Raw genomic sequence first — 19359 nt, forward strand, 5'->3', positions numbered from 1 at the left:
TTCATTTTCCCCTCATCAGATCATAGACAGCCCCCTCTCCCCTGATTATCATGCCGCGCCCCGAAGTCCGTGATCGTTTTTCGGGGAAATTATTTCACCATTCAATCAATGATGATTTTGAGGAATTATGGGCAACACTAAGTTGGCTAATCCGGCACCGCTGGGCCTGATGGGCTTTGGCATGACCACCATTTTGCTTAACCTGCATAATGCGGGTTTCTTCGCCCTTGACGGTATTATCCTGGCGATGGGACTGTTCTACGGCGGTATCGCGCAAATTTTTGCCGGTCTGCTGGAGTACAAAAAAGGCAATACCTTCGGCTTAACCGCCTTCACCTCTTACGGCTCGTTCTGGCTGACGCTGGTCGCGATCCTGTTAATGCCGAAAATGGGCCTGACAGAAGCACCGAACGTGCAGTTCCTCGGCGTGTATTTGGGTCTGTGGGGCGTGTTCACCCTGTTCATGTTCTTCGGCACACTGAAAGCAAACCGCGCGCTGCAGTTTGTCTTCCTGAGCCTGACCGTGCTGTTCGCCCTGCTGGCTGTGGGCAATATTGCAGGTAACGAAGCGATTATTCATGTTGCTGGCTGGATTGGCTTAGTGTGTGGCGCAAGCGCCATTTACCTGGCGATGGGTGAAGTGCTGAACGAACAGTTTGGCCGCACCATCCTGCCAATTGGTGAAATGCACTAATTCTGTCTGTATCCCCCCGCAAGGGGGGATAATCCTTACAGACGCTGTAATTCTCCCTCAGCATCCGTATCACGATGATAAATATCCTGCCGTAGCCAAATCCCCAGCCCTAAACCCACCAGCGAAAGCGCCAGCACATACCAGGCCGGAGCCATCGGCGACACACTCATCAACATCGTGACCGCGATTGGCGTCAAACCACCGAAAATGGCATACGAGACGTTATAGGAAAAAGAAATACCGGTAAAACGGACTTCCGCCGGGAACGCCCGTACCATCACGTAAGGCACCGCGCCAACCACGCCAACGCACAGCCCAACCAGACCGTACAACAGGAACAGGTGCTCAGGATGACTGCCGGTCAGGTGATAGAAAAACCAGCTGGAACAGGCCAGCAGCAGGCTACCGACAATAAAGGTTTTGCTGGCACCCACTCTGTCGACCACGAATCCCGCCAGCAAGCACCCGATGCACAGCATAATGGTGGCCACGCTGTTGGCCTGTAACGTCAGCGCAGGTGCAAAACCATACTGTTTTTGCATCCAGACGGGCGACATCAGGATCACCACCACAATCCCAGCTGAGAGCAGCCAGGTCAGTAGCATCGACACCGCCACTGCTTTTTTATGCTTGCTGACGACCGACTTCACCGGCAGTTCCTGCGCCAACGCTTTGCGCTGCTGCATCTCGAGAAAGATCGGCGTCTCCTGCAACCAGCGGCGCAAATACATTGCCACCAGCCCAAACGCACCTCCCAGCAAGAAAGGTATACGCCAGCCGTACTCATGTACCGCCTGCTGCGTCAGGCTGGTATTCACCAACGTGGCCACCACCGAGCCCAGAAGGATCCCCACCGTTAACCCGGCAGTCAGCGTTCCACAGGCAATGCCGATACGGCGCTCCGGCACGTGTTCGGCAACAAACACCCAGGCCCCCGGCACTTCTCCTCCAATGGCGGCACCTTGCAGAATACGCATCAGCAACAGCAACAGCGGGGCCAGGATCCCCATCGAGGAATACGTCGGCAGCAGACCTATCGCCAGCGTCGGTATCGCCATCAGTAAAATGCTCAGAGTGAACATTTTTTTGCGCCCGACCAGATCGCCAAAATGCGCCATGATGATGCCGCCTAACGGGCGCGCCAGATAGCCCGCGGCAAAAATACCGAAGGTTTGTACCTGACGTAGCCATTCGGGAATGTCCGCGGGGAAGAACAGCTCACCCACAACGGCGGCAAAGAAGACAAAGATAATAAAATCATAAAACTCGAGCGCCCCACCGAGAGCAGCGAGCGAAAGGGTTTTATAATCCTGGCGATTCAGCGGTCGAGAATGTTGTGACATAGCAAACCATGCGTCAGTGGAGTGATTGAAGGTGTTTAGCGATACGTGTAAATCAAAAATTACTATATCGTAAACAATTCAATACTCCACCGGCATTACGCTTTATGTCACGAAAAGGCTACTTTCAGGCATTTGTATCGCGTATCGCGCTTTTAGGCCGAAAAGATGCTACCACTTCCGGGGCGGTTTCCACATACGGCCCATCCAGCAGCTGTATACAATATGGTACACTTGCAAAAATACCCGCCACAATAACGTTACCGTCGGCGTCTTTCACCCCTTCCAGCGTTTCTTTGATCGATTTCGGCTGGCCAGGCAGGTTGAGGATCAGTGCCTGCTTGCGAATAACCCCAACCTGACGGGAGAGGATCGCCGTCGGCACAAAGTGCAGGCTAATCTGGCGCATTTGTTCACCAAAGCCGGGCATCTGCCTGTCGGCTACCGCCATCGTAGCATCTGGGGTTACATCACGACGCGCCGGGCCGGTGCCGCCGGTGGTCAGCACCAGGTGACAGCCCATTTCATCAACCAGTTCACACAATGTTTGTTCAATGATCGCCTGCTCATCCGGGATCAACCGGGTTTGCAGTTCAAAAGGCGTTGTCAGGGCGGACGCTAGCCACTCTTCAAGTGCGGGAATACCCCTATCCTGATAAACACCGCTGGAGGCACGGTCAGAAATAGAAACTAAGCCAATGCGTAAAGTATTCATGATTATTCCGTTTAAACAGTCTCGTTAAACAGAATGATACACTGCGAAGGGAAGGACAGACAGATTTCAGAAGAGGTAGCGTGACCCCCGTCAGGGCCACGCGCAAATGATTACAGCAGATCGCCGATCATTTTTTCCAGTTTGCCCTGGTCTACAGCAAACTTACGGATACCGTCCGCCAGTTTGTCTACAGCCATCGGGTCCTGGTTGTGCTGCCACAGGAACTCAGCTTCAGTGATACGTGCAGGACGCGCTTTCACTTCGCCAGAGAAGGACAGTTTACGTTCGAGCGCGCCTTCGCTTTCAGCCAGCTCTTTCAGCAGTGCCGGGGCAATAGTCAGACGATCGCAGCCCGCCAGCTCAATGATTTCGCCAATGTTACGGAAGCTCGCGCCCATCACCACGGTTTCGTAACCGTGCTGTTTGTAGTACTCATAGATTTCCGTGACGGAAACCACACCCGGATCTTCTGTCGGTGCGTACTCTTTCTTATCGGTGTTGGCTTTGTACCAGTCCAGAATACGGCCAACGAACGGAGAAATCAGGTAAACGCCTGCTTCTGCACATGCACGCGCCTGCGCGAAGGAGAACAGCAGAGTCAGGTTACAGTTGATGCCTTCTTTTTCCAGCTGCTCCGCGGCACGGATACCCTGCCAGGTAGAAGCCAGTTTGATCAGAATGCGATCGTTGCTGATGCCAGCATCGTTGTACATTTTGATCAGACGTTTCGCTTTCGCGATAGACGCTTCGGTGTCGTAGGACAGGCGCGCGTCAACTTCAGTAGAGATACGACCCGGGACCAGTTTCAGGATCTCCAGACCGATGTTTACCGCCAGTTTGTCCGTCGCGTCGACGACCTGCTGCGCGCGGTCGCTGCTCTGCTGCTTAGCCCAGGCCACAGCGTCATCAATCAGCTTGCGGTATTCCGGGATCTGCGCTGCGTTAAGAATGAGAGAAGGGTTAGTTGTGGCATCCTGAGGCTGATACAGCTTCATTGCCGCGATGTCTCCGGTGTCGGCCACTACAGTGGTGAACTGACGAAGGGAGGTCAATTTGTCCGTCATGATAGCGTTTCTCTTTAAACAGCGTGTTAGGGGGATGTAACCGATCTTTCCTGATGATAGCACGACGCACTCTCAGCGCAACCGCCGGGAGTGCCTCACCTGCCGTTCAGCCCTGATTACGCATCTCAGAGCCTATAGTGCGCAATTAAAGAGTCGACCTGATGTTATGGTAAACTCCCGCTATCAATCTCATTACAAGGTTTATATTGTTCGATAATTGGTAGCGCTTACATCAGGATATTAGCGCGTGCCGGCATCAACAAGAGGGATGTTAATGCCTGATTTTTTCGCATTTATTAATGAAATACTGTGGGGCTCGGTGATGATCTATCTCCTGCTGGGCGCAGGATTTTGGTTCACTTACCGTACCGGTTTCGTCCAGTTCCGCTACGTTCGCCAGTTTGGCAAAAGTCTTAAAAATAGCATCAACCCACAACCTGGGGGTTTAACCTCATTTCAGGCTCTGTGTACCAGCCTCGCCGCCCGTATCGGCAGCGGGAACCTGGCAGGCGTAGCCCTGGCTATCGCGGCTGGGGGGGCGGGTGCCGTCTTCTGGATGTGGGTCTCGGCGGTGATCGGCATGGCAACTTCATTTGCCGAATGCTCACTCGCCCAACTGTATAAAGAACGCGACAGTAAAGGCCAGTTTCGCGGCGGACCCGCGTGGTATATGGCGCGCGGGCTGGGCATGCGCTGGATGGGCGTTCTGTTCGCCATCTTTTTACTCATTGCCTATGGCTTAGTTTTTAACAGCGTCCAGGCGAACTCGGTCTCGCGTGCGCTGGAGTTTGCTTTCGACATCCCGCCCCTCGTATCCGGGATCTCGCTGGCAGTGCTGTCTTTGCTCGTCATCGTCGGCGGTATTAAAGGCGTTGCCCGCCTGATGCAATGGATCGTGCCCTTAATGGCCCTGCTGTGGGTCGGCTGCAGCATCGTCATCTGCCTGTGGCATATCGGACAGATCCCTGAGGTCATCGTCACTATTGTGAAAAGCGCGTTTGGCTGGCAGGAAGCCGCCGCCGGCGCCGCCGGGTATACGCTAAGCCAGGCCATTGCCAGCGGCTTTCAACGCGGTATGTTTTCTAATGAAGCGGGCCTGGGTTCAACGCCTAACGCCGCGGCCGCGGCCGCGTCATGGCCTCCGCATCCCGCCGCACAAGGCATTGTGCAGATGATTGGCGTGCTGGGCGATACGTTGGTTATCTGTACGGCCAGCGCAATGATTATTCTACTGGCAGGCAATGGCACCACGTACGTTCCAATGGAAGGTATTCAACTGGTCCAGAAGGCCATGGTAACGCTCACGGGGGAATGGGGTGCCGGGTTCGTTGCGCTGATTGTGGTTCTGTTCGCCTTCAGCTCTATTGTCGCTAACTACATTTATGCAGAAAATAATCTGATCTTTCTGAAACTGGACACCATTCGCATCATCTGGATTTTGCGTATTACCACCGTCTGCACCGTGATCGGCGGAACACTACTCCACTTTCCGCTGGTGTGGCAGCTCGCCGACATTATTATGGCCTGCATGGCCATCACGAATCTGACGGCGATTTTGCTGCTTTCCCCGGTTGTTCATACTCTTGCCAGCGACTACCTGCGCCAGCGAAAACTCGGCGTGCGACCGGAATTTGATCCGCAGCGTTATCCTGATATCAGACAACAGCTTGCACCTGATACCTGGGATGAGCCGCCGCGCAGCTAGCGCGGCAATCGCAACCATCGATCAATTCTGTCGTTTTTTTTGCTACAGTCGCAGTAAATCTCCCGCAAGGACTGGATATGCTGATTCTGATTTCACCTGCAAAAACGCTCGACTACCAAAGTCCACTGGCCACCACGCGCCATACGCTGCCCGAGCTGCTGGACCATTCCCAGCAGCTTATCCACGAAGCGCGTCAGCTGTCTGCACCGCAAATAGGTAAGCTGATGGGGATAAGCGACAAGCTGGCGGACCTGAACGCCACCCGTTTCCACGACTGGCAGCCTGACTTCACGCCCGATAATGCGCGTCAGGCCATCCTGGCGTTTAAAGGCGACGTCTACACTGGGCTGCAGGCAGACACCTTCAGCGAGGCCGATTTTGATTTCGCCCAACGGCATTTACGCATGTTGTCCGGGTTGTACGGCGTGCTGCGCCCGCTGGATCTGATGCAGCCTTACCGCCTCGAGATGGGCATTCGCCTTGCCAACACCAAAGGCAAAGATCTCTACCAGTTCTGGGGGGACATCATCACTGACAAGCTGAACGAAGCGCTGGAAGCACAAGGCGACAACGTGGTGATTAACCTCGCCTCGGATGAGTATTTTAAGTCCGTGAAACCGAAAAAACTGAACGCGGAGCTGATCAAACCGGTCTTCCTCGACGAGAAAAATGGCAAATTCAAAGTGATCAGTTTCTATGCTAAAAAAGCGCGCGGTCTGATGAGCCGCTATATCATTGAAAACCGCTTAACCCAGCCAGAACAGCTGACCGCCTTTAACAGCGAGGGCTATTTCTTTGATGAAGAAGCTTCCGGTAAAGGCGAGTTGGTGTTTAAACGTCACGAGCACTAGTGTACATGCCGGATGGCGGCTAACGCCTTATCCGGCCTACGACACAAAACGAATGCCCGTAGGCCGGATAAGACGCGCTAGCGTCACCATCCGGCACAACAATTATCCGCGGGTCATCATCAGTTGACGCAGCGCGGCAAAATCAGCCGGTAGATGATGCGACAGCAGCGGCAAGTCCGCACGCTCCGCCAGCTCTTTTGGTAGATCCAGCGTCACATCAAGGATCTGTTCAACGCTTTCTTTAAACTTCGCCGGGTGCGCGGTCCCAAGGAACAGGCCATATTCGCCTGGGTTCAGTTGATCACGCAGCGCGCGGTACGCCACCGCCGCGTGCGGCTCTGAGGTGTAGCCAATCGCCTGCAGCTCACGCATCGTTTCCTCAGTGGTCGCATCGTCAACGGCCGCATAGCCCAGTTCGTTCAGACGCCAGATTTTACGACGGAACAGCTCTTCCACGCGCGGCCAGTTGTTCGGCTGGCTGACATCCATGGCATTCGATAAGGTCGCCTGGGTGGCTTTCGGCGCCCACTCGCCTTCTTCAAGGAAACGCGGAACCGTATCGTTGACATTGGTTGCCGCGATAAAACGCTTCACCGGCAAACCGAGTGATTTTGCCAGCAGTCCAGCGGTCAGATCGCCAAAGTTGCCGCTCGGTACAGAAACCACCAGCTGATTGCGCGCCTCCTGCGGCAGTTGCGCCACGGCCTCAAAGTAGTAGCAGATTTGCGCCAGCAACCGGCTGATGTTGATCGAGTTAGCCGAATTTAATCCCAGCGCCACCTTCAGTTCTTCGTCATCAAACGCCTGTTTCACCAGCGCCTGGCAGGCATCAAAATCACCGTCAATGGCGACAGTTTCAATGTTTCCACCCAGCGTACAGAACAGTTTTTCCTGTAACGGGCTGATCTTACCGTTAGGATAGAGGATCACCACGCGCACATTTTTCAGGCCATAAAAGGCATGCGCGACCGCCGCCCCGGTATCGCCGGACGTGGCCGTCAGGATGGTTACCGGCTTGTCGCCGCTGATGCGCGTCAGCATCTGCGCCATAAAGCGCCCGCCAAAGTCTTTAAAGGCCAGCGTCGGGCCGTGGAACAGCTCCAGACAACCGACATCCCCCGTCACCTGAGCAACCGGCGCAGGGAATGCAAACGCCGCGCGCACGCGATCTGCGATGACGTCATTCGCTATTTCATCACCAATAAAGGCGGACAGGATCTTTGCGCTACGGCTGACAAAATCCAACTTCAGCATTTCATCGATTTCGGTCAGGCTAAATTCCGGCAGATCGTGCGGAAAAAATAACCCCTGTTTTCTACCCAACCCTTGGGTGACGGCCTGCGCGAAACTGACCTGCTCGTTATGATCTTTTAGATTGTAGAGTTTCATTTATTTTCCCAGTACCCGTGCGCCCGCCGTGTCCAGCCGGCAAATATGAACAAAGCCTTCCTGATTTTGCAGGTAATTTTTACCCAGCCAGTCTGCAACCCGCTGCGCCGTCTCCGGTTTATCGCACAGAGCAAACAGCGTCGGTCCAGAACCGGAAATACCACTGGCCACCGCGCCGATTTCCGCCACCGCCTGACGCGCCTGGCTGAAGCCTGGCAGCAAGCGGGTGCGATATGGCTCGGCAATCACATCTTTCATCAGCTTTGCCGCTAACCCTGGCTGACGGGAATAGCAGGCATGAATGAAGCCCGCCAGATGTCGCCCGTGGGCGATGCAGTCCTGGCGACGGTATTGCGCCGGTAAAATCGCCCGCGCTTCAGCCGTTGAAACCTTAATTCCCGGATAGGCCAGCACCCACAACCACTCATCAAAGCCTGGCACCTGTTGGCTGATAATGCCGTTTTCCTCAATCATCAACTGCATACCGCCCAAAAAGCACGGTGCCACATTATCGTAGTGAACACTGCCGGAGATACGCCCTTCCAGCTCACCCATGATCGCCAGCAGGCGGGTGTCGTTGAGCGGTTTACCGCAGTGCTCATTCATTGCCACCAGCGCGGCCACAACAGAACAGGCGCTGGAGCCTAAGCCGGAGCCAATCGGCATATTTTTTTCCAGCGTCATCGTCACCGGAACGGCTTTCCCCAGCTCCTGACAAAATCGCTCCCAGCACTGGTAGACGATATTTTCCCGCGGCTCTGACGGCAGTTTGCTCGCAAAGCGCCCCAGATTGTTGAGGCTAAAGCTGTCAGCGGCTTCCACAGAGACAACATCACCTAACAAAGAACCATCAACGGGCGTAACCGCCGCCCCGAGCACATCAAACCCGACGCTCATATTGGCACTGGAAGCCGGGGCATAAACTCTCACCATGTTAAACTCCTAACTTCCATGAAAGGGTACGAAGCAGATCGGCAAAGACGCCCGCCGCCGTGACATCATTACCTGCACCGTAACCACGCAGTACCAGCGGTAATGGCTGGTAGTAGTGACTGTAGAACGCCAGCGCGTTTTCGCCATTTTTCACTTTATACAGCGGATCGTTGCCATCCACTTCGGCGATTTTCACCCGACACACACCGTCTTCTTCGATATTGCCAACATAGCGCATGACTTTCCCCTCATCACGGGCTTTCGCCACGCGCGCGGCAAACGCATCATCAAGCTGCGACAGCTTAGCCATAAACGCAGAGACATCGCCAGAATCATCAAAATCTTGCGGTAACACCGGCTCAATAACGATATCGCTAAGCTCCAGCTCGCGACCGGTTTCGCGGGCGAGGATCAGCAGTTTGCGCGCCACATCCGTCCCGGAAAGGTCATCGCGTGGATCGGGCTCGGTATAGCCCATTTCGCGTGCCAGCGTGGTGGCTTGCGAGAAGCTCATGCCTTCATCCAGCTTGCCAAAAATAAACGACAGCGAACCGGACAGAATCCCCGAGAAGCGTTGCAGTTCATCACCTGCACTGAGCAGGTTTTGCAGGTTTTCGATAACCGGTAATCCCGCGCCAACGTTGGTGTCATAGAGGAATTTACGTCGGGACTTCGCGGCGGCAAAACGTAGCTGATGGTAGTAATCCATCGACGAGGTATTCGCCTTTTTATTCGGCGTCACGACGTGGAAGCCTTCGCGCAGGAAGTCCGCATACTGATCTGCCACGGCCTGACTTGACGTACAGTCCACAATCACCGGGTTAAGCAGATGGTATTCTTTCACCAGGCGAATTAAGCGACCGAGGTTGAAAGGCTCCTTAGCTTCCGCCAGCTCCGCCTGCCAGTTTTCCAGATTCAGACCGTGAACATGGGTCAGCAGGGCCTTCGAATTCGCCACCCCACAAACGCGTAAATCAATATGCTTGCTCTTCAGCCAGGTTTGTTGCCGCTTAAGCTGTTCAAGCAGCGCAGACCCGACGCCACCGACGCCTATGACAAAGACTTCTATCACCTGATCGGTATTGAACAGCATCTGATGCGTCACGCGCACGCCGGTGGTGGCATCATCATTGTTCACCACCACCGAAATAGAGCGCTCAGACGAGCCCTGGGCGATAGCCACGATATTGATGTTGGCACGGGCCAGCGCGGCAAAGAATTTCGCGGAGATACCGCGCAGCGTACGCATACCGTCGCCAACTACTGAGATGATCGCCAGGCGCTCAGTGACCGCCAGCGGCTCCAGCAGCCCTTCTTTCAACTCGAGGTAGAATTCATCCTGCATCGCACGCTGTGCACGCGCACAGTCGCCCTGCGGGACGCAGAAGCTGATGCTGTATTCAGAAGACGACTGGGTGATCAGTACCACCGAAATCCCTGCGCGAGACATCGCGGCAAACACGCGGGCCGCCATGCCGACCATCCCTTTCATTCCAGGACCCGACACGCTGAACATCGCCATATTGTTGAGATTCGAAATGCCTTTTACCGGCAGATCATCTTCATCGCGGCTGGCGCCAATCAGCGCACCCGGCGCTTGCGGGTTACCGGTATTTTTAATCAGGCAAGGGATCTGGAACTGGGCAATCGGGGTAATGGTGCGCGGGTGAAGCACTTTGGCGCCGAAATAAGACAGCTCCATCGCTTCCTGATAAGACATTGACTTCAGCAGTCTGGCATCGGGGACCTGACGCGGGTCGCAGGTATACACGCCGTCAACGTCCGTCCAGATCTCACAGCAGTCTGCACGCAAACAGGCAGCCAGCACGGCGGCGGAGTAATCAGAGCCGTTACGTCCCAGCACCACCAGCTCACCTTTTTCATTCCCGGCGGTAAAGCCTGCCATCAACACCATATGGTCTGCCGGAATACGGCTGGCGGCAATTCGACGCGTAGACTCGGTAATATCAACGGTCGATTCGAGGTAATGACCCACCGCTAACAGTTTCTCAACCGGATCAATAACCGTCACTTTGTGGCCACGTGCTTCCAGCAGCCCGGCCATAATTGCGATCGACATTTTTTCACCACGGCAGATAAGCGCGGCGTTGATGCTGTCCGGGCACTGTCCCAGCAGGCTGATGCCGTGCAGGACATGCTTAATTTGGGCAAATTCTTGTTCAACAAAGGCTTTGAGTTGCGCCAGCGGGAAACCGGGCTGAACCGCGGCAAGACCGACCAAAAGCTCAGAGAAAATACGTTCGGCGTCGCTGATATTGGCTAAAGCATCCTGGCCACCGATGGTCTTCTCAATCATCGCCACCAGATGGTTAGTGATTTTTGCCGGGGCAGAGAGGACGGTCGCAACCTGCCCCTGCCTGGCATTGCTTTCCAGAATATCGGCAACCCGCAGAAAGCGCTCTGCATTTGCCACTGATGTACCGCCAAACTTCAACACTCGCATGGTTTACCTCGTTGCCTCTGGTCGAAAAAAAAGCCCGCACTGTTTAGGTGCGGGCTTTTTTCTGTGTTTCCTGTACGCGTCAGCCCGCACCGTTACCTGTGGTAATGGTGATGGTTGTAGTAATGGTGGTGCCGATGCGTTTCATGATGTTGTGTGCTCTGTAATTATTATCTGTCTGTGCTCTATTCTTTTAGGGTTAAAGTATCTCGTGACCTAAGTCAATAAATTTCTAAATTGATCACGTTCCGAAACTTGTTCACGAGTCACTGCTTACCGTTTTACTTTCAACCAATACGGCGCGTCAGGCACGCTTGAAGTCAGAATAAAAAACCCACAAAGAATAGATTGGCAATATTTTATTTTGTGATATTTTTTTCAATATCATGTAAAAAACGGTGCAACATTGCCGTGTCTCGCTGTCCTAACAGGCCCATTCGTTGTTGCAACCAGTCCGTGAGTTTGATGTCATCGGCAACATCCAGCGTGGTCAATAAACGTAAAACACGCGTCCGTAATGCCTGGAGCTGAAGCTCATCCGTCACCTCAGCGGTTTTAGCGGGCTGTTGTATTAAACCGGCTAATTGATAGCAATACACCATCACCGCCTGCCCCAAATTCAGTGAAGGATAGTCAGCCACCATCGGTACGCCGGTCAACACGTCTGCCAGCGCCAGTTCTTCATTCGTCAGGCCAGAATCCTCACGGCCAAAAACCAGCGCAGCGTGATCCATCCACGCCGATTTTTCCTCCAGCAACGGAACCAATTCGACCGGAGTAGCGTAATAATGAAACTTTGCGCGACTGCGCGCCGTGGTAGCAACGGTAAAATCCACGTCGTGCAGCGCCTCGGCTAACGTTGTAAAAACGTTAATATTATCAATAATGTCACCCGAACCGTGGGCCACCCAGCGCGTGGCCGGTTCCAGGTGTGCCTGACTGTCAACGATCCGCAACTCGGTGAATCCCATGGTTTTCATCGCACGGGCTGCCGCACCAATATTTTCCGCTCTGGCAGGGGCCACCAGAATAATTGTTAAACGCATTTTGCTACTCTTTTTGGTCAGTTTGCCGATAATAATGTGATGCACATCAACATATTACGCAGCGCGAATTTACATATTTTTAACAGAGATCACTGAAAAAGCATTTTACATTAAGTAAAAAATGCTAAACTGTTTCGTACCTGTACTATTGCTTTTTATGTTAACAGAAGTTGCATATCCTTCTGTTTATTCATGATAATTTAATTTAAAATGGATCTCATTCGTAGGATTCATTACATTTATTAGTTAGCACGTGCAACTAGTTGTATTATTGCAATTTTGTGATGAAAGCTAACATTTGGATACGATGATTTCATCAAACTGTTAACGTGCTACAATTGAACTTGATATATGTCAACGAAGCGTAGTTTTATTGGGTGTCCGGTACGTCTTAGCCTGTTATGTTGCTGTTAAAATGGTTAGGATGACAGCCGTTTTTGACACTGTCGGGTCCAGAGGGAAAGTGCCCACGACCAAGCTAATGATGTTGTTGACGTTGATGGAAAGTGCATCAAGAACGCAATTACGTACTTTAGTCATGTTACGCCGATCATGTTAATTTACGACATGCATCAGGCAGGTCAGGGACTTTTGTACTTCCTGTTTCGATTTAGTTGGCAATTTAGGTAGCAAACATGCAGACCCCGCACATTCTTATCGTTGAAGACGAGTTAGTAACACGTAACACGTTGAAAAGCATTTTCGAAGCGGAAGGCTATGATGTATTCGAGGCGACAGATGGCGCGGAAATGCATCAGATCCTCTCTGAATATGACATCAACCTTGTGATTATGGATATCAATCTGCCAGGTAAAAACGGTCTTCTGTTAGCGCGCGAACTCCGCGAACAAGCTAACGTTGCGCTGATGTTCCTGACGGGCCGCGATAACGAAGTCGATAAAATTCTCGGCCTCGAAATCGGCGCGGATGATTACATCACCAAACCGTTTAACCCGCGTGAACTGACTATCCGTGCTCGTAACTTGCTGTCCCGTACCATGAACCTGGGCACGGTCAGCGAAGAACGTCGTAGCGTCGAAAGCTACAAGTTCAATGGTTGGGAACTGGACATCAACAGCCGTTCTCTGATCGGTCCTGACGGCGAGCAGTATAAACTGCCACGCAGCGAATTCCGTGCCATGCTTCACTTCTGTGAGAATCCGGGCAAGATCCAGTCTCGCGCAGAACTGCTGAAAAAAATGACCGGTCGCGAACTGAAGCCGCATGACCGTACCGTTGACGTGACTATCCGTCGTATTCGTAAGCATTTCGAATCTACGCCGGATACGCCAGAAATCATCGCCACCATTCACGGTGAAGGCTATCGTTTCTGCGGCGACCTGCAGGATTAATCTCATCCTTGCGGGAACAAAAACGGCGCGTAAAGCGCCGTTTTTCATTTTATCTCCACCCTACTTCCACAAACGAAATTCATCGTTTTCCACGGGTTGCGTCTCTTTTGCTTTGGGCCGAGCCAGTGCGTGCCAGTCAAGATGACGCGTCAGGAACATAATCCCGCACAGTGCCAATAACAGCACGCCGGTTCCCAGTAGCAAAGAACTGTCCTGCGAACGCAGTAACACCCACATCACCCCGTCCAGTGCCAACAGCGCCAAGGTGAACAGAATACTGTTACGCCACCCTTGTAATACCGCCTGTAAATACACGCCGTTCATCAGGGCACCAATCAGGCTGGCAATAATCCACGCCGCGGTAAAACCAATATGTTCTGACAGTGCCAGCAACAGCAGATAAAACATCACCAGCGATAACCCTACCAACAGATACTGCATGGGGTGCAGGCGCAGACTGGTCATACTCTCAAGCACAAAGAAAGACATAAAAGTCAGTACGATCAGTAAGATGGCATACTTCGTTGCTCTGTCGGTCAGCTGATATTGATCGGCCGGTGTAGCTACCGCCACGCTAAACGCTGGCATTCCCTGCCAGCCAATTTTTTCCCCATCAAAACGATCACCGAGGTTATTGGCAAACCAGCTGCTTTGCCATTGGGCCGTAAACCCTGATGCACTAACTTCACGCTTCGTGGGCAAAAAATCCCCCAGAAAATTGGGATGCGGCCAGTTACTGGTTAGGGTCATTTCGCTGTTACGTCCAATGGGGACAACGGAAAAATCCCCGGTACCGTTCAGATTAAGCGACAGCGCCAGACTAAGGTTTTGCTTCGTCCATTCCGCATCCGGCAGAGGAATGTGGATCCCCTGCGCACGCCCATCAAGCCCCGTTCCCGGCTCAACGGCCAGCGACGTCCCGTTAATCTGCGGCACTTTCACCACGCCAATCCCGCGTGCGTCGCCGACGCCAACCACAATAAACGGTTTCCCTAACGTTATATTAGGGTGATGCAATTCACTCAGCCGTTCCGCATTGAACTCCGCGTTCAACGACACATCGTTATGCCAGACCTGGCCCTCATAAATGCCGACTTTACGTCCTTCAACATTTTGATTGCCCTCAACCATCAACGACTCCGGCAGCCAGAAATGGATATAGCTGCGCTTTTGCGAGACTTCTTTACCGTCTTCCAGCGAGGTATAAAGTTCGGTCACGGGGATAGCAATTAGCGGCCCAACTAACTTCTGCGGCCCACTGGTACTCTGCCGGATAGCATCTTCGACCTCATTACGGTAATCCGATCGCTCAACGATTATCTGCCTGACCATCGTCAGAGGAATTAACAGCAACAGCATGGCGCCACCTAAGGTGACGATTTTCCAGAACAGGGGGGATTTCAACATAGCGTTCTCCTTTGCAATGACGACAAGGTAGAACGGCTATGTGCGCAGAATTTGAAGTTATGTGAAGTGACGGTGAAGTGTGAACGACGCCTGTACCCCGCCTTCGGGGCGATTACTCAGCGTCACATCGCCGTCAAACAGACGGGCGACTTCGCTGACAAACGCCAGCCCCAGACCGCTGCTCTTGTGACCATTCTTGCGGGGCAGTGAATAAAATCGTTCAAAAATGCGCGGTAACGCAAAATCAGGGATCCCGCTGCCGCAGTCCGTCACCTGCAATGAGACCTTTTCTCCTTGCTGCTGCGCACTCAGGACAATGGTCCCCTGTTCAGGGGTAAAGTCGATGGCGTTATCCAGCAGATTACCCATGGCCTGCTCCAGCAGCGCAGGTTCAGCCGCAACCACCCATGATGAGGGCACAATGTTGAGCGTGATATGTTTAGCAGACAACTGGACGCTACGCGACTCGCGCAACTGGGCAAACAGTGCATCAACCGCAACGGGCGTAAACGCAACATCCTGCCGGTTTTCCAGCCGCGCCTGGCGCAACAGGGTTTCGACCAGTGCCTGCATACGCGCATTTTGCGTCAGAATATTTTCGGTAAAACGTGCCACCACGTCAGGTGGCGGCCCTTCACGTAAAATCTCCGCCGCGCCACGAATAGCCGCCAGCGGGCTTTTCAGTTCATGGGTTAAGGCATACACATACTGCTCAATGTAATTCTTACCCTCCAGCTTCAGGCGCATACTTTCCAGCGCCTGCGCCAGTTTTCGCAATTCACTGCTGCCTAAATCCGGTAACGCGACGGGCCGATTCTCCGTCACCGAGTCAGCATAGCGCGCCAGCCGGGCAATAGAGCGGTTGATCCACCATACCATTCCCACGCCAATCACTAATGCGATCCCCAGCAACACCGCGCTCGCCCACAGCATCCGCCGCTCGCTGCGTTTAATTACCGGTGCCATTGCCGCATTGGGCTTCCCGACGCTAAGCACCCCAATAATGCGCTCACCGTCGATAATCGGTGCCGCAACGTACATCACCGAGCTTTCCGGGTCAGCCGGATTTTGCAGCGTACTGCGCGCGCCATATTGCCCGCGCAGCGTTAACCACACGTCGTTCCAACGGGAATAATCTTCCCCTACTGCTTTATTGGCGGAATCAAACAACACCTTGCCCTGAGCATCTGTCATGTAGACGTGATACTCATTGCGCACTTTGTTAATGCCGCTGATGTTGGCACGAAAAGGGCGGTTATGCAGTTGCGAGAAGGCCTGCGCCAACTTACCGTTGGCAGCAGAGCCAGAGAGTACGTCGTCGCGTGCCAGCGCCGCTAACAGCGTGGCGGTGTCAATCAGCGTGCCTTCGGTGGCCCGGCGTACGCCAGGTTTAATCTCCTGCACAAAAATAGACAGAACAAACCAGGCGGCAACGGCGACAATCAAAAAGTAGCCCAGCAGCAGTCGCATGCCAATGCGCATCAGGCGTTCCTCAGGCTGTATCCCATCCCGCGATGCGTGTTAATCGGCGAGAGATCCGGATTAATAGCCCGCAGTTTGGCGCGCAGTGTTTTGATGTGCGTGTCCACCGTTCTGTCGTAGGTATCCTGCGCATCGGCCCAAACTAAATCCATCAGTTGCTGGCGCGAGTAGATACGCCCCGGCGACATCAGCAAGGTTTTCAGCAACAGGAACTCATAGCGCGTCAGGTTTAACGGACAGCCAAACCACGCAATCTGCGCGGCGGGTTCATTGAGTTCAAAATTGCCAAAACGCGCTGCCAATGGCGGTGCTGCAAATTTCCTCACCCGCCGCAGCAGCGTGCGCACTCGGGCGCACACCTCGCGCGGCGAGAAGGGTTTGGCGACGTAATCATCCGCGCCAATCTCCAGACCTAACAGGCGGTCCACTTCATCGCTGCGGGCGGTCAGAAAAAGAACCGGCAGCGCCGGGTGGCGCTCCAGCAGGCGACGGCACAGTTCAAAACCGCTGATATCAGGCAGTCCGACGTCGAGGATTATCGCATCCGGGCATCGCTGACGCGCGCTTTCCAGCACCGGCAGTCCACGCTCAAACGCTTCCACGCTAAAACCTTCCTGTTGCAGCATGTAGATAAGCGTATCCGCGATACCCTGCTCATCCTCAACCAACCAGATCAACGCCTGTTGCATTTTGCTTCCTTGTTACTGCCGCCACGGCATGATGGGCACCGCGCTGATGGCATTTTTCGGCGAACCGTCGACAACCTTGTCGGAATAGGCCAGATACGCCAGCGTGTTGCGTTTTTCATCATAAAAACGCACCACCTGTAATGATTTAAACACCAGCGACGTCCGTTTCTTAAAGACGACTTCGCCCTGCGCTTTACCGTTCTTGATTCTGTCGCTCAGCTCAACCGGCCCCACCTGCTGGCAGGAAATGGCGGCATCGGAGGTATCTTCAGCCAGCCCTAACCCGCCCTTAATGCCGCCGGTTTTTGCGCGGCTAACATAGCAGGTCACGTTGGTTACATCGGGATCGTCAAACGCTTCGACGACGATTTTATGATCCGGTCCAAACATTTTAAATACCGTATCGACAGAACCAATCTGCTCCGCATGGGCCACCTGCGCCAACAACAGCAAAATTGAGGAAATGACTAAGCTCTTATATTTCATATTGTTACCATTTTTAAAAGTTGCCCTGAGCAATTATTCAACATTCTAAAATAAAATGTATACAGATCACAGGATTACAATAATCACGCTTTCGTATGTCCGAAAACAGCATTTATGAGCAAAAAAAACACTGAATGCTAAAACAGCAAAAAATGCTATTATCCTCTTACCTGACGTCAGGTACTCGCTGTTGAAAGGATGAGGATATTTTATGGATCAGGCTGGCATTATTCGCGACCTATTAATCTGGCTGGAAGGTCATCTGGATCAGCCTCTGTCGCTTGACAATGTGGCGGCAAAAGCAGGCTATTCCAAGTGGCATCTGCAGAGAATGTTTAAGGACGTGACGGGCCACGCTATTGGTGCCTACATCCGCGCCCGTCGTTTATCGAAGTCCGCTGTGGCGCTACGCCTGACTGCGCGTCCGATTCTGGATATTGCCCTGCAATACCGTTTTGACTCTCAACAGACGTTTACCCGTGCGTTCAAAAAACAATTCGCTCAGACGCCTGCACTGTACCGCCGCTCGCCGGAATGGAGCGCTTTTGGTATTCGCCCACCGATGCGACTCGGGGAATTTGCGATGCCGGCACATCAGTTCGTGACGCTGGAAGACACGCAGTTGCTCGGCACCACGCAAAGCTACTCTTGTTCGCTGGAACAAATTTCCGACTTCCGTCATGAAATGCGTATTCAGTTCTGGCGCGACTTCCTGAGCCAGGCTCCTGCCATTCCGCCGGTGCTGTACGGACTCAACGAAACGCGTCCGAGTTTTGAAAAAGATGACGAACAGGAAGTCTTCTATACCACCGCACTCACGCCGGAACAGGCCAGCGGCTATGTACCGTCCGCGCAGCCAATCCTGTTGCAGGGCGGCGAATATGTCATGTTTACCTATGAAGGCCTGGGAACGGGCGTGCAGGAATTTATTCTGACAGTGTATGGCACCTGTATGCCAATGCTGAACCTGACCCGTCGTAAAGGTCAGGATATAGAGCGATACTACCCGGCAGAAGATGCCAAAGCAGGCGATCGCCCTATTAACCTACGCTGCGAATTCCTGATTCCTATTCGCCGTTAGCGCTGTAGCTCATCCAACGCAGGGGCGTCCAGATGCGAGATGTCCCCTGCCGTTTCGACCACCCAACCCGGCGCAAGCCATAAACTTTCCTGATAATCGACGCGGGAAATCGAGCAGTTGCGCAGACGCAGCCGACGCTCAGCCCAGGCGGGCAGTCCCAGAATCGTACTCACCAGGCAACCCAGCGCAATACCGTGGCTTACCAGCAATGGGCGGCTCCCTTGCGGCAGTTCCAGACAAGATGCCAGCGCGGCGTTAACACGATCGGCCAGTTCCTGCATGGATTCCCCATCCGGAATACGACCATCAACCGTGCCGTTGACTAACTGGCGACGCCAGCCCTCTTCCTCTGGCGTCAGAGAGTCGATGTGGCGCTTTTCCAGCACCCCCATATTCAGCTCGCGCAGGCGGGCGTCGAAGGTGATATCACAGCCACACGCCTGGGCGATGATTTCTGCGGTGCGTCGTGTACGACCTAAATCGCTACTGATGACGTGAGTAATGCCAAGCGAGCGGGCGCGTTCGCCAACCTGCATAGCTTGCTGTTCACCTTTAGCGGTCAGCGGGCTGTCTGACTGGCCTTGAATACGTCGCTCGGCGTTCCACTGCGTTTCACCGTGGCGAACAAGGTATACCTGTAACATGCGTTTTTTCCGTTATACTG

General features: G+C 53.5%; 19 protein-coding genes and 1 other annotated feature. Of the genes, 5 read left to right on the forward strand and 14 right to left on the reverse strand.

Going from position 1 to position 19359, the window contains the following annotated elements:
- The first annotated feature begins 127 nt into the window (after positions 1–127).
- On the forward strand, positions 128–694 hold the full coding sequence (satP, locus tag FDW95_RS19650; RefSeq protein WP_096758375.1) for an acetate uptake transporter: 567 nt from the start codon (positions 128–130) through the stop codon (positions 692–694).
- A 35-nt stretch (positions 695–729) separates the two neighbouring features.
- Here the strand turns inward: satP and FDW95_RS19655 are convergent, their stop codons facing one another.
- The 3 genes from FDW95_RS19655 to tal all read right to left on the reverse strand — a co-directional run bounded on the left by FDW95_RS19655 (position 730) and on the right by tal (position 3813).
- Entirely contained in the window at positions 730–2037 is a 1308-nt protein-coding gene (locus FDW95_RS19655; RefSeq protein WP_115259507.1) for an MFS transporter, read from the reverse strand.
- A gap of 124 nt (positions 2038–2161) precedes the next feature.
- Entirely contained in the window at positions 2162–2749 is a 588-nt protein-coding gene (gene mog, locus FDW95_RS19660) for a molybdopterin adenylyltransferase (protein ID WP_115259508.1), read from the reverse strand.
- Between the two features lie 110 nt (positions 2750–2859).
- The gene (tal, locus tag FDW95_RS19665; RefSeq protein WP_115259509.1) at positions 2860–3813 is read right to left on the reverse strand and encodes a transaldolase; all 954 of its coding nucleotides are present in this window, start codon (positions 3811–3813) and stop codon (positions 2860–2862) included.
- 274 nt (positions 3814–4087) lie between these two features.
- Here tal and FDW95_RS19670 point away from each other — a divergent pair, with 274 nt between their 5' ends.
- Together FDW95_RS19670 and yaaA are read left to right on the forward strand one after the other, a co-directional pair.
- Positions 4088–5518 (forward strand): sodium:alanine symporter family protein, encoded by a 1431-nt coding sequence (locus FDW95_RS19670; protein ID WP_115259510.1) that lies wholly within the window; start codon positions 4088–4090, stop codon positions 5516–5518.
- 77 nt (positions 5519–5595) lie between these two features.
- Positions 5596–6369 carry a peroxide stress protein YaaA gene (gene yaaA, locus FDW95_RS19675; RefSeq protein WP_115259511.1) on the forward strand — a complete coding sequence of 258 codons (774 nt, stop codon included), beginning with the start codon at positions 5596–5598 and terminating at the stop codon, positions 6367–6369.
- A gap of 102 nt (positions 6370–6471) precedes the next feature.
- On the opposite strand, the gene thrC is transcribed toward yaaA, so the two are convergent.
- From thrC to yjjY, 6 genes are all read right to left on the reverse strand, one after another.
- Positions 6472–7758 (reverse strand): threonine synthase, encoded by a 1287-nt coding sequence (gene thrC, locus FDW95_RS19680; RefSeq protein ID WP_115259512.1) that lies wholly within the window; start codon positions 7756–7758, stop codon positions 6472–6474.
- On the reverse strand, positions 7759–8691 hold the full coding sequence (gene thrB, locus FDW95_RS19685) for a homoserine kinase (RefSeq protein ID WP_096758382.1): 933 nt from the start codon (positions 8689–8691) through the stop codon (positions 7759–7761).
- Between the two features lies 1 nt (position 8692).
- Positions 8693–11155, reverse strand: coding sequence for a bifunctional aspartate kinase/homoserine dehydrogenase I (gene thrA, locus FDW95_RS19690; protein ID WP_115259513.1), 2463 nt, complete (start codon positions 11153–11155; stop codon positions 8693–8695).
- A 23-nt stretch (positions 11156–11178) separates the two neighbouring features.
- Positions 11179–11305 (reverse strand) — a sequence feature (Thr leader region).
- Positions 11235–11300, reverse strand: a complete 66-nt coding sequence (gene thrL, locus FDW95_RS19695) for a thr operon leader peptide (RefSeq protein ID WP_096759473.1) — start codon at positions 11298–11300, stop codon at positions 11235–11237. It overlaps the preceding feature by 66 nt.
- A 206-nt stretch (positions 11306–11511) precedes the next feature.
- Positions 11512–12198 carry a tRNA/rRNA methyltransferase gene (locus FDW95_RS19700; RefSeq protein ID WP_115259514.1) on the reverse strand — a complete coding sequence of 229 codons (687 nt, stop codon included), beginning with the start codon at positions 12196–12198 and terminating at the stop codon, positions 11512–11514.
- 399 nt (positions 12199–12597) lie between these two features.
- Positions 12598–12738 carry a protein YjjY gene (gene yjjY / locus FDW95_RS19705; protein WP_001541509.1) on the reverse strand — a complete coding sequence of 47 codons (141 nt, stop codon included), beginning with the start codon at positions 12736–12738 and terminating at the stop codon, positions 12598–12600.
- Positions 12739–12833: 95 nt separating this feature from the next.
- On the opposite strand from yjjY, the gene arcA reads away from it, so the two are divergent.
- Complete coding sequence (gene arcA / locus FDW95_RS19710) at positions 12834–13550, forward strand: two-component system response regulator ArcA (RefSeq protein WP_001194359.1); 717 nt, start codon at positions 12834–12836, stop codon at positions 13548–13550.
- Positions 13551–13610: 60 nt separating this feature from the next.
- Here arcA and creD read toward each other — a convergent pair whose 3' ends face one another.
- Genes creD through creA form a run of 4 tightly spaced genes read right to left on the reverse strand, consistent with a single transcriptional unit; the run spans position 13611 to position 17614 of the window.
- A complete protein-coding gene (gene creD / locus FDW95_RS19715) occupies positions 13611–14957 on the reverse strand; it encodes a cell envelope integrity protein CreD (protein ID WP_115259515.1) in 1347 nt (448 codons plus the stop codon).
- Between the two features lie 57 nt (positions 14958–15014).
- Complete coding sequence (gene creC / locus FDW95_RS19720; protein WP_115259516.1) at positions 15015–16439, reverse strand: two-component system sensor histidine kinase CreC; 1425 nt, start codon at positions 16437–16439, stop codon at positions 15015–15017.
- On the reverse strand, positions 16439–17128 hold the full coding sequence (gene creB, locus FDW95_RS19725; RefSeq protein ID WP_115259517.1) for a two-component system response regulator CreB: 690 nt from the start codon (positions 17126–17128) through the stop codon (positions 16439–16441). Before creB ends, creC begins: the two co-directional genes overlap by 1 nt.
- 12 nt (positions 17129–17140) lie before the next feature.
- On the reverse strand, positions 17141–17614 hold the full coding sequence (gene creA, locus FDW95_RS19730; RefSeq protein ID WP_096758388.1) for a protein CreA: 474 nt from the start codon (positions 17612–17614) through the stop codon (positions 17141–17143).
- A 211-nt stretch (positions 17615–17825) separates the two neighbouring features.
- Between creA and robA the strand changes: the two genes are divergently transcribed.
- Positions 17826–18695 (forward strand): MDR efflux pump AcrAB transcriptional activator RobA, encoded by an 870-nt coding sequence (gene robA, locus FDW95_RS19735; protein ID WP_096758389.1) that lies wholly within the window; start codon positions 17826–17828, stop codon positions 18693–18695.
- Here the strand turns inward: robA and gpmB are convergent.
- Positions 18692–19339: a 2,3-diphosphoglycerate-dependent phosphoglycerate mutase GpmB gene (gene gpmB, locus FDW95_RS19740; protein WP_096758390.1), complete on the reverse strand. Its 648-nt coding sequence runs from the start codon at positions 19337–19339 to the stop codon at positions 18692–18694. The genes robA and gpmB overlap by 4 nt on opposite strands.
- Positions 19340–19359 lie beyond the last annotated feature (20 nt).

Origin of the sequence: Citrobacter sp. wls718 (genome assembly GCF_005280945.1) — a bacterium.
Classification (GTDB): Bacteria; Pseudomonadota; Gammaproteobacteria; order Enterobacterales; family Enterobacteriaceae; genus Citrobacter; species Citrobacter gillenii.

What these genes read in the sequence shown, in the direction of transcription:
- satP (WP_096758375.1), top strand. Translation starts at nt 128, where the DNA reads ATGGGCAACACTAAGTTGGCTAATCCGGCACCGCTGGGCCTGATGGGC.
- FDW95_RS19655 (WP_115259507.1), bottom strand. Translation starts at nt 2,037, where the DNA reads ATGTCACAACATTCTCGACCGCTGAATCGCCAGGATTATAAAACCCTT.
- mog (WP_115259508.1), bottom strand. Translation starts at nt 2,749, where the DNA reads ATGAATACTTTACGCATTGGCTTAGTTTCTATTTCTGACCGTGCCTCC.
- tal (WP_115259509.1), bottom strand. Translation starts at nt 3,813, where the DNA reads ATGACGGACAAATTGACCTCCCTTCGTCAGTTCACCACTGTAGTGGCC.
- FDW95_RS19670 (WP_115259510.1), top strand. Translation starts at nt 4,088, where the DNA reads ATGCCTGATTTTTTCGCATTTATTAATGAAATACTGTGGGGCTCGGTG.
- yaaA (WP_115259511.1), top strand. Translation starts at nt 5,596, where the DNA reads ATGCTGATTCTGATTTCACCTGCAAAAACGCTCGACTACCAAAGTCCA.
- thrC (WP_115259512.1), bottom strand. Translation starts at nt 7,758, where the DNA reads ATGAAACTCTACAATCTAAAAGATCATAACGAGCAGGTCAGTTTCGCG.
- thrB (WP_096758382.1), bottom strand. Translation starts at nt 8,691, where the DNA reads ATGGTGAGAGTTTATGCCCCGGCTTCCAGTGCCAATATGAGCGTCGGG.
- thrA (WP_115259513.1), bottom strand. Translation starts at nt 11,155, where the DNA reads ATGCGAGTGTTGAAGTTTGGCGGTACATCAGTGGCAAATGCAGAGCGC.
- FDW95_RS19700 (WP_115259514.1), bottom strand. Translation starts at nt 12,198, where the DNA reads ATGCGTTTAACAATTATTCTGGTGGCCCCTGCCAGAGCGGAAAATATT.
- yjjY (WP_001541509.1), bottom strand. Translation starts at nt 12,738, where the DNA reads ATGACTAAAGTACGTAATTGCGTTCTTGATGCACTTTCCATCAACGTC.
- arcA (WP_001194359.1), top strand. Translation starts at nt 12,834, where the DNA reads ATGCAGACCCCGCACATTCTTATCGTTGAAGACGAGTTAGTAACACGT.
- creD (WP_115259515.1), bottom strand. Translation starts at nt 14,957, where the DNA reads ATGTTGAAATCCCCCCTGTTCTGGAAAATCGTCACCTTAGGTGGCGCC.
- creC (WP_115259516.1), bottom strand. Translation starts at nt 16,439, where the DNA reads ATGCGCATTGGCATGCGACTGCTGCTGGGCTACTTTTTGATTGTCGCC.
- creB (WP_115259517.1), bottom strand. Translation starts at nt 17,128, where the DNA reads ATGCAACAGGCGTTGATCTGGTTGGTTGAGGATGAGCAGGGTATCGCG.
- creA (WP_096758388.1), bottom strand. Translation starts at nt 17,614, where the DNA reads ATGAAATATAAGAGCTTAGTCATTTCCTCAATTTTGCTGTTGTTGGCG.
- robA (WP_096758389.1), top strand. Translation starts at nt 17,826, where the DNA reads ATGGATCAGGCTGGCATTATTCGCGACCTATTAATCTGGCTGGAAGGT.
- gpmB (WP_096758390.1), bottom strand. Translation starts at nt 19,339, where the DNA reads ATGTTACAGGTATACCTTGTTCGCCACGGTGAAACGCAGTGGAACGCC.